Here is a 10,017-nt window from a genome sequence, read left to right on the forward strand (position 1 = left end):
CAGGCGCGAAGTCTTCTCTCTGGTTGTTGACCAGGGCCGGTCATCCGGCCGAGCGATCCGGCCAAGGGCACTAGCGGACATGCCAAAGAGGCTTGGCGCACCCTTGACCGTCCACAAGGGACACAAATCGACGCCGACGCGCCCGATTCGGGCACTTTGCGCGGCTCCGCGACCGGGTCGTGAGTGGCAATGATCGTTCTAACCGTCATTACCACTCACGACCCCAGGACACAGCCAGCCCGCCTGCGCCCGGAATCACGCCGCGAAGGCCTTCCTTCCCACGTCGCGAAAGTGGCTTTCGCAACACAACACCTCGCCCTCGCTAACCATGAAGCCGGGCGAGCGCGACAACGCGGGCGGCGGCCGCGAAACTCGCCCACCCCACCAGTTCGACCAGCTCTCGATCAGCCAGCCCCGCGGCCGCGACCAAGGCATCGTCGACCTGATACGGCGCCTTGGCCGTCACCAAGGCCAACCGGACCCCGGGATCGTCGAAGGCATCCACCCAGGACCGGCTCAGTCCAGGCGGCGATCCGTCCCAAGTGGACAATTCACCCTCCACGACCTCCCGTACGGCCGGAGGCACCGGCAGTGCGGAGAACGCCGACGAAGCACGGGAGAACGCGTCGACGATCAACGGATTGCCCACGGCCCAGCCGAAATCCCCCGAGCCCGGAGGCAGCAGGTCCAACGACTCCCCCGGCGAAGCTCCCTCCACCGGGCGAAGGAGCCGCCCCAGAACCGCTTTGGCCTTGGAACGCGCCGAATCCGGCACGGACGAAGGCAGCGGCGACGGCCCCAGGAACACGCTCACCACCCGGTTCAGGTAGTGGAACGCGAACGCGACCGCGGTCAGCTCCGCACGGGCACCCGACGGCAAGGACCCCGCACGAGGATCGGCCACCGGAAGTCCTTCGGCGATCGCCGACGCCTCCGAAGAGCGCCCGAGCGAGTCCAGCGCCATCCCGTGGACCTCGACACAGTACGGACAAGAGTTCTCTCGCGACACCAGTGTCGCGACGACCTCCCGGTCCGCCCGGCTCGTCGCCCCCTTCGCCACCAGCGATTCCCGCAGCATCACCCAGCTCGCCGCGAGCACCGCCGGCGACGGAGAATGCAGCGCCACCGGCGGGGCCAGCATGCCGAAGTCGCGTTCCAGCTGCCCGTAGACGTCGCGCACGAGTCCGGTCGCGCGGCCGAAGGGCACCGGCCGGACGTACCGGACTTCGTGCAACGCCCGCCGCAGCGCGAGCTTCACCAGCGCAGGCGCCATGATCAGGTCCCGGACACCAGCGACAGCTTGCTGACGGCGCGCCGCCCGGTGATGGAGCCGTCCGGGGCGGGAGCACCGTAGGTGACGTCGACGCCGCGTGCCTGAAGCGCCCGCACGATACCCGGCACCGAGCGTTCGGCCAGCGCCGCGATCGTCATCGCCGGGTTCACCGTCAGCGCGCCCGGCACGGAGGCGCTGTCGGTCACGAAGATCCCGGGGTGATCGCGGAGTTCGTGGTTCGGGTGCAGCGCCGAGGTCTCCGGGTCGTCACCGATCCGGCACGACGCCAGCGGGTGCACGGTGTACGCGCCGACGACGTCGTTGGTCCACGGCGCCACCTTCGCCAGGCCGTCCTTCTCGAGGATCTCCTTGCACTCCGCGTCGGCCAGCGCCCAGCCGTGCCGGGTGTTCGGCGTCGGGTCGTACTTCAGCGGACCGCGGCCGAGCATCTGCTGCGAGATGCGGTAGGCGTTGCCGGTGGGCGGCGGCGTGCCGAAGACACCCTCGTTGTCGTCCTCGGTCATCAGGAAGATGGTCAGCCAGGAGGCCCACTTCTTGAGGATCTCCTTTTTTTCCACCCCGAACCAGCGCGGTACATCTTTATCGGATCCAGCACCGTCGGGCACCTGGGCGAGAATCGTGCCGAGCCCCGGCGGGAAGTACAGCTGCTCCAGCGAGTACCGCTCGTACTCCGGCAGCGAACCGTCGAGCTTGTCCCAGTTCGCCACGGTCGGGCCCTTGCCGATGTGGTTGGCCTCGTAGACCTTCCCGTCCTCACGGGACAGTCCGAGCACCTCGCGGACCCGTTCCTCGTTGATGATCGCGGTGTTGAGCCGCTCACCGTTGCCCGAGAAGTACCGGCCGACCCCATGCGGCATGGTGCCCAGCGCCGCCTCCGAACGCTGCAGGATCACCGGGGTCGCGCCGGCGCCCGCGGCGATGATGACGATCTTCGCGTCGATCGTCCCGCTGCCGGACTGGAGCCGGTAGTCCTCGTCGTCCACGATGTTGAAGTGCACGCGGTAGTCGCCGCCGTCGACCCGCTCGATCCGCTGGACCTCGTGCAGCGGCCGGATCTTCGCGCCGTGCGCGAGCGCGGCGGGCAGGTAGTTGGTCAGCAGCGAGCGTTTCGCGTCGAACCGGCAGCCCGCCATCATGAAGTTGCAGTTCACGCACCGGTCGTTGTCCACCGCGACCGGCGCCGGGTTGGCGGTCCGGCCGGAGTGGTCGCAGAACGCCGCCCACAGCCCGCCCGCGTACGAGACGTCGTTCCAGTCCTGTTTGGACACCGGAAGCGATTCCGAAACGCGGTCGTACCAAGGCTCCAGCGAGTCCCGCGTGATCTCCGAAGGCCACATGCGGCGGCCGATGCTGCCGTGGCGCTCGAACACGAACTTCGGCGCACGCGGCATCGCGGCGAAGTACACCACGCTGCCACCGCCGACGCAGTTCCCGCCGAGCACACTCATCCCGTCGCCGACGACGAAGTCGAAAGCCCGGGTGTAGGACGAGCCGAGCAGATAGTCGTGCTCGAAGTCCTTCGTCTCCAGCCACGGCCCGCGTTCCAGCACGGTGACCTTCGCCCCGCCCGCGGCCAAGTGGTAGGCGGGGATGGAGCCACCGAACCCGCTGCCGACGATGACGACGTCGGTCTTGTCGTAGGCAGTCATGCGGGGCTCCCGGAAGGTGTCGTGTCGGGGTGGAGCCGCGCCAGCTCGCGGCGATAGGAGAACTTCGGGAACCGCCACAGCCCGTCCTCATCCGGCGCGGTGTACCCCATCGCCAACAGGCCGGGGTGGCCCTCGGCGATGGCTTCGGCGGTGTGCTTGTGCGCGGCGCTGTCGAAGGACATGTTGCAGAACAAGGCGAGGCTCACCCAGCCGTCCTTCTCCGGATGCCCGGGCGCGGTCAGCGACCGCACGAGCGCCGTCCTGTCGGCGAAGGACAACGCGACGAACGGCGGCAGCGACTCGTCGAGGGTGAGGTCGTGTTCCTTGGCGTAGCCCTTCGCGTGTTCGTTGAGGGACTGCGCCAGATACGGCAGCCCGACGGTGACCCCGGTCGCGTCGGTGTGCAGCAGTTCGAGCGCACCCGCCACGACCGCGCCCGGCCCCTCCGCCGCGCCGGCGATCGCGTGGTCGCCGGGGAACCGCTTCTCCCCCGGCAGGATCGTGTCCGCGTAGGCCTCCAAAGTGGACACCTTGACCTGTTCGTCCGAATCCACGGAACCTACCTCCTGTTCCTGGTGTGCACGGTCATCGGCAGCCCGCCCCGCACCCGGAGCGACAGCATCGCCTCGGGTACCACTTCGTAGCCGGGGAGCTTCCTGAGTTCGAGGTCGCGCAGGACCATCGTCAGCACGAAGACGGCCTCCATCACGCCGAGGCTGTTGCCGATGCAGAACCGCGGCCCGGCGCCGAACGGGATGTAGGCGTAGCGGGGCCGCCCGCTCGGCCGGTCTGGGTCGAATCGGTCTGGGTCGAACTTCTCCGGCTCCGGCCAGAACTCCGGATGCCGGTGCAGCGTGTAGGGCACGACGACGACGTCGGATCCGGCGGGGACGTGATAGCCGCCGATCTCGTCGTCGGCCTGCGCCACCCGCGGCAGCAGCCACACCGGCGGATACAGCCGCATGACCTCTTCGACCACCCTCGCCGTGTACGGCAACCGGTGCAGGTCGTCGTGCGTCGGCAGCTGGTCGCCCAGTACCGCGTCCGCCTCGGCGCGCAGTTTCGCCGCGATCTCCGGATGTTCGTCGAGCAGGTGGAACGCCCAGCCCAGCGTGCTCGCCGTCGTCTCGTGCCCGGCCAGCAGCAGCGTGATCAGCTCGTCCCGCATCTGCTCGCGGGTCCCGTCGGTCGCGATGAGACGGGAGAGCACGTCCTCACCGTTCTCGACCGGGTTCGCCAGCCGCTGTTCGACGAGTTCGTCGGCGATACGGCGGAGGTCGGCCCGCGATTCCCGGAACCGCAGTTGTTTCTTCAGCGGGGCCCACTGCGGGACCATGCTCAGTGTCACCGCTTCGAACATCGCCTGGTCCTGCACGGCTTCGAACGAATGCCCCAGCGACGTGAAGCCGCCGAGGTCCGCGTCGAGCAGCGTCTTGCCGAGCACACCGAGGGTCAGCCCGGTCATCTCGTGCAGGATCTCCACCGGTCCTTCGGTGTCCCGCAAGCGTTTCACGAGCCCTTCGACCTCGTTCGCGACGACCGAGGCCTGCCGCGCGATCCGCTTGGGCTGGAACACCGGCTGAATGGTCCGGCGCTGTTTCTTCCAGACGTCACCGTCACTCGTGAGCAGCCCGTCACCGAGTGCCCGCCTCGCCTCCTGGAGGCCGATTCCCTTGTGGTAGTTGGCCGCGTTGTCCGCGAGCACGTGTTTCGCCAGATCGGGGTGGTTCACCAGGTACATCGTCTTGGGACCGATCGCGATCCGGACGACGTCCCCGTGCGCCTCCGCCGAGTCCGACATGAGCGCCAGCCGGTCGGTGAAGAGCTTCTTCAGCAGACCGAAGGTCGCCCGGCGCGGCGGGCCGGGCGGCGCGAGACGCGCCGCCCGGCTGGTTTCCGCACCGTGGGTCATGCCGCCACGGCCCCGGTTTCCGTCTCCGGCTTCTCGGCCGGCTTGGGCAGGGAGGTGACTTCGGCCGACTTCGCCTGCTCGGCCTCCCACTTTTCGGTGGCCTTCTTGGAGAAGTGCAGGCCCCACAGGAACGCGCCGCGGATGAGGCAGACCAGCGCGGTGGCGAGGAACAGGCCGTAGGCCACGTGCACGACCATGAAGAACCCGTACGCCAGCGCCACACCCGAACCGAACAGGACCTGTGACGCGGGCTTCGACGGGGTCGTGCCCGGGTCGGTGACCATGTAGTTCGTGTAGAGCACGAACGCCACGCCGGTCATCATCCCGAGCGCGCCGGGGATCGCGGTGTCGAACACCAGACCACGGATGATCGCCTGGAGCGCGAAGGTGATCAGCCAGGCGCCGATCAGCCACATCCGCTGCGTCAGCATCGCGTTGAGGACGGTGCCCGAGACGATGATGATGCCGACGATCAGCCAGCCGACCCACGAGTCGACCTGCTCGGTGAAGTGATACGGCGGCGCGATGCTCGCCCAGGGGAACACCAGCAGGATGATCGTGATGCCGAAGTTCGACGGGTTCATGTAGTGCCGCAACCGGCCGCGCACCGGGGCTTGGAGCACCCACTTGGCGCCGACGGCGACGACGACGCCGAACATCATGACCAGCACCTGGTCGTTGACGTAGGTGAGCATGTTCAGCGCGAGACCGGTGATATGCGCCGGGAACAGGAACTCCACGAGTCCCTTGAAACCGTTGCCTCGGAAGCGGACGCCCCGGCCCTGTGTCCGGGCGCCGATGATCTCCAGCAGGATTTCCGTGGCGTAGGCCGTGGCCAGCGCGATGAACGGATAGGTGTAGGGCTGCTCGAAACCGAGCACGGTGTAGCCGATGATGTTGAAGATGGTGATCGAGATCGCGAACCGGCGAAGGGCCGTGATCGTCTTGTTGCTCTTCGGTGCCGTGAGTGTCTGCTCAGCCATGACGGTCATTTCTCCTTAGCCTGAGCGCCGAGCTGGAGGGTGTGGCTGCCCGGGGTCAGCTGGACTTCCTGCGTGCGGATCTGCCCGGTCAGGTCGCGCCACTGCAGGCAGACCTTCACCGGCCCGGTGACCTTGCCGAGTCCGATCTGGATCTCGTGGCTGCGTTTGCCGGAGTGGCCGCTGCCGCCGTCGACCCGGTCCATGTACTTCTTGCCGTCGGGGGTGATGACAGTGACCTGCGCGCCGATCGCCGCGGTGCCCGCCGCCTTGAGCGGTCCGTCCGCCGAAGCCTTGTCGTGCACCAGCTTCAGGTTCAGGTACGACCCGGAGTCGGGGCTGACGTTGCGGTAGAAGATCGGCTGCTCCCACTGGCGTGCCACGGCGAAGTCGAGCTTGCCGTCGCCGTCGGCGTCGCCGGTGGCGATACCGCGGGTGGGCACCGGGACCGCGAGCCCGAGGCGCGGGGCCAGGTCGGTGTAGCGGCCGTCGGCGCTCTTGGCCCAGAAGTGCAGGGTGTGGTCGCCACCGACGTCGTCACCGGCCACCATGTTCGGCCAGAAGGACGGGTGCTTCAGCAGTTCGTCGTTCGAGGTCGCCAGTTCCTGCAGCTGCGGCCAGCGGTTGACGTCACCCTTGACGAACCCGGTCGCCTGCGTGATCACCGATTCGCCGCTGTTGTTGTAGTCGGCGATCTTGACGTCCCAGCCCCAGCCGGACCACGCGGTGCCCGCCTGTGCGCTGCGGTCGACCCACGGCGCCTCGCCGCCCTGCAGACGGCCGCGCAGATCCGCGGTGTCCTTGGCGGTGTTCATGAACTGGAAGTGGCTTTCCTCGATCCCCCAGGACGTCGTGATGTTGCTGACGTACAGGTCGTAGAGACCGTCGTGGTCGAGGTCGGCGAAGTCGACGCCCATGCCCTTGAAGGAGTCGTTGCCGAGCACCTTGGACTTCGGGTCGTTGGGCCCGCGGACGCCCTTCACCTCGGCGAACTCGACGTGACCGGGGCGGGACTTGTTGTACAGCAAGCGGTCGTGCCCGAAGTCGTTGCCGATGTAGAGCTCCGGCAGGTTGTCCCCGTCGACGTCGGTGGCGCTGGCCGCCAGCGACCAGCCTCCCTGGGCGTCGGCCGGGATGGCCTTGTCGTCGAGGGCGAACGACGCGGTCGGCTTCGCGCCCTGGGTGGCGCCGGTGAACCGCAGGATGTACTTGCCGCCGGCGTTGTCCGCGTGCGACATCGACTTGTTCATCTCGACCCCGCCGGAGACGCGGTCGTCCAGCACCGCGCTGTCGGGGAAGTAGTTGCCGATGAAGATGTCCTGGTGGCCGTCGCCGTCGAAGTCACCGACCGAGGCGGCGTTGGTGTTCCACAGTGGACCGGAGTATTCGCCGTTCTTGGAGTTGTTGCCCGGCACCAGTTCCACCGGCTCGTAGGCCTTCGGCTCCAGCTTCGTGGCGCCCGGCTTCGAGAGGAACAGGATCGGGGTGCGGCCCCAGTAGTAGGCCAGCAGGTCGACCCGGCCGTCCTCGTTGTAGTCCGCGGGCACACAACCCATGGGCGCGATGTACTTGCCCATCGGCAGCGGCGCCGCGTCGAGCGCGAACGGCGCGTAGCGGTCACCGCCCTTGCCCGGCGTCGGGGTGATGACGACCTGGTCGCTACGCGGGTCGACGAAGCACAGGTCGTTCGCGAGCCGGTCGCCGTCGAGGTCGTTGACCGCGATCGCGGCGCCGACCGACGAGATCCAGGCCCGGATGTGCTCGTAGTCCTTGTTCACCGTCCGGATCGACTGGCTCTTCGCCGCTTCCGGCAAGGCGATCGTGAGTGGTTCGAACGCGTACTTCGAGGCCATCGTGTCGGCCTCGGCGGTCGAGACCGTGGGCAGCTGGGCCACCACGAACAAACCCGCCATCAGCACCAACGCCACGATGCCCGCAAGCTGCTTGCGGAGCCAGCCCAAGGTCGCGGTCATTTCCCTGCACCTCCAGAAGTGAGTACCTCGGTGGCGATGCGCTGTCGCCAGGTTTCGAATGCCGGGAGTTCGCCGTCGACCACGGTCGCGGGGCGCACCTCCTGGGTGATGGCCGCCGCCCGCTCGGCAGGCAGCCCGCAGATCGCCTGCGTGGCGACCTCCGTCTCGGGGATCAGCAGCCCGGCGCGGACGCGGGCTTCGGCGGCGAATGCGCTGCCCTGGGCGAGGTTCCCGCGGTGCTCACCGGCGAACTCGGCCAGCTTCAGCAGTTCGTCGGAAGTGACACCGCACGCGTAGGTCGAGGCGAGCCCGACGCCGGCGTAGAGGTCTCCGTGGCGCCGCTCCGGGAAGCGCGCGATCGCGTCGGCGACCAGATCGACGTCGGTACCGCAGATGAACCACAACGCCCGCCCGATGCCCTGGTCGATCGCCCGCAGCGAGTACCCGTCGTTGCCGGGCGGCCAGGAGAAGTCCGGGTCCTGGAACTGCCCGTCGATGTACTTCGCCGTCTTGAAGTACGCCTGGTGGAAGCCGTAACCGTCGAGCACCAGCCAGCGCAGCAACGGATCGAAGTCCTCGGCGGAGGGCCAGCGGAAGCGCGGCAGCCGCGCCATCGCCCAGCCGACGCCGACGTAGATGATGTAGTCGTGCTTCTCACCGGGCCCGTCGAGGAACCCCTCGATGTGACGGCGTCCGCCGCCCGGCAGCCCGTCCAGCATTCCGTAACCCATTCCAGCGCCTTCGTACGCGAAGCCGCGGTATTTCACCGGAATACGTTCGAGCCATTCTTCCGCCTGTTCGACCGAACGCGCTTCCACCGCGTGCGCGTAGCCGAGCAGGAATTTCTCACCGACGGTCTCCAGCAATTCTTGAGCGGCCGGGCTCTTCTTGTGGAAACCGCGCTTTTCCAGTGACGTCTCGGAGACGTCCGGCGTGATCATGCGGCGTCTGATCGTGCGCCAACCATTGCCCAACGCACTCTCCCCCTAACGGGTGGATTCGAATTCCGGATCACTTAAAGCGTCACATGCGTGGTGATAGCCCAGCTACTCCACGGTTGCGTCCGCGTTCTCCCGGTTTGCGAGGCCAGGAGAACGCGGCACCGACTTCGATCAGGCCACCGCGCGCAGGTACCCTGGCGCCGGCGCGGCCATGCGGTTCCCTGCCGACGTCGGGCCACCGGCGAGGGTGATCGCCATCGGCGCGTCGGTCGGCAGCGGGGCGCGCATCGGCATCCGCAGGTGGACCATGCCGTACGGGGTGATGTCGACGCGGCCGGGCAGGGTGCCCACGGAGAACGAGGACGCCGCGGTCCCGGCGGCGTGCTCGGCCACCCCGATGACGGTCCACCGGCCCTCGGGGACGTTCTGGATCTCGATGTCCGCGGACAGGACGTTCGCCCTGCCACCGAAGGCGACCGGGCCGCACTGCGGGATCGACTCGGCGAACAGTCCGATGAGTACGGTCGCCGGGCCTGCCCCGCGCGGGGTCTCGACCCGCACACTGACCGTGCCGGTGCCGCTGCGCATCGTGGGGCTGCCCATTCCGGCGCTGTGCAACGCTTCCAGGGTCGGAAGCCGTTGGAAATGCGGTGCCAGCGCGACGAGCAGTTCGCCTACCTCGGGGTCGCGGTACTGGGTCGGGGTCATCCCGACCGCACGGGTGAAGCGGCTCGTGAACGTGCCGACACTGCTGTAGCCGACGCTGCACACGATGTCCGACACCGTCAGCGATGTCGTCAGCAGCAGTCGTTTCGCTTCGAAGAGCCGGATCGCGGTGAGATACCGGCCAGGGGTGACACCGGTCGCCTTCGTGAAGATCCGCGAGAAATGGAACGGGCTGACGAAGACTTCCTGTGCCAGGTCGCTCAAGGTGATCGGGTCGAAATACCTCGCGTGCATCGCGGAGATGGCCTGCAGCACCGCGGGTTGCAAGGGGGACGCCGGCTCAGGATGCCGACCGGGTTCGGTGACGCCTTTCTCGTTCGCCGCCATGGCGACTGTTCGTAGCTGCATCAGACCAACCTCGGATTCGCTGTCGCTTTTCTCTGTACGCCAGCTAACGCGCCGGCGATTTCAGCGGGCTCGACAAGCGATCGAGATGGGTCCTGCGGTCTTGTCCGAACTTGCGCGATCGGCGGACGGTCGTGGGTGGTGAAGAAGGGTCTCACCGTCTTTCCCACCCCCGACCCCCCCGCCAAGAAACCCGC

The 10,017-nt window shown here is 67.8% G+C and carries 8 protein-coding genes; all 8 read right to left on the reverse strand.

Annotated elements, in window-relative coordinates:
- Positions 1 to 322: 322 nt before the first annotated feature.
- Entirely contained in the window at positions 323 to 1,273 is a 951-nt protein-coding gene (locus AC069H_RS12065) for a carboxymuconolactone decarboxylase family protein (RefSeq protein ID WP_478232255.1), read from the reverse strand.
- A gap of 2 nt (positions 1,274 to 1,275) precedes the next feature.
- Positions 1,276 to 2,943, reverse strand: a complete 1,668-nt coding sequence (locus AC069H_RS12070) for a GMC family oxidoreductase N-terminal domain-containing protein (RefSeq protein WP_478232256.1) — start codon at positions 2,941 to 2,943, stop codon at positions 1,276 to 1,278.
- The gene (locus AC069H_RS12075) at positions 2,940 to 3,497 is read right to left on the reverse strand and encodes a DUF5987 family protein (RefSeq protein WP_478232257.1); all 558 of its coding nucleotides are present in this window, start codon (positions 3,495 to 3,497) and stop codon (positions 2,940 to 2,942) included. Before AC069H_RS12075 ends, AC069H_RS12070 begins: the two co-directional genes overlap by 4 nt.
- A gap of 5 nt (positions 3,498 to 3,502) precedes the next feature.
- Positions 3,503 to 4,855, reverse strand: coding sequence for a cytochrome P450 (locus tag AC069H_RS12080; RefSeq protein ID WP_478232258.1), 1,353 nt, complete (start codon positions 4,853 to 4,855; stop codon positions 3,503 to 3,505).
- Entirely contained in the window at positions 4,852 to 5,847 is a 996-nt protein-coding gene (locus AC069H_RS12085) for an enediyne biosynthesis protein (RefSeq protein ID WP_478232259.1), read from the reverse strand. The genes AC069H_RS12080 and AC069H_RS12085 overlap by 4 nt, the downstream gene beginning before the upstream one ends.
- Positions 5,844 to 7,808 carry a CRTAC1 family protein gene (locus tag AC069H_RS12090; RefSeq protein WP_478232260.1) on the reverse strand — a complete coding sequence of 655 codons (1,965 nt, stop codon included), beginning with the start codon at positions 7,806 to 7,808 and terminating at the stop codon, positions 5,844 to 5,846. The genes AC069H_RS12085 and AC069H_RS12090 overlap by 4 nt, the downstream gene beginning before the upstream one ends.
- The gene (locus AC069H_RS12095; protein WP_478232282.1) at positions 7,805 to 8,761 is read right to left on the reverse strand and encodes a DUF1702 family protein; all 957 of its coding nucleotides are present in this window, start codon (positions 8,759 to 8,761) and stop codon (positions 7,805 to 7,807) included. The genes AC069H_RS12090 and AC069H_RS12095 overlap by 4 nt, the downstream gene beginning before the upstream one ends.
- Positions 8,762 to 8,920: 159 nt before the next feature.
- Positions 8,921 to 9,823, reverse strand: a complete 903-nt coding sequence (locus tag AC069H_RS12100) for a helix-turn-helix domain-containing protein (protein ID WP_478232261.1) — start codon at positions 9,821 to 9,823, stop codon at positions 8,921 to 8,923.
- Positions 9,824 to 10,017: the final 194 nt, after the last annotated feature.

The organism is Amycolatopsis sp. NPDC043887 (assembly GCF_056435665.1).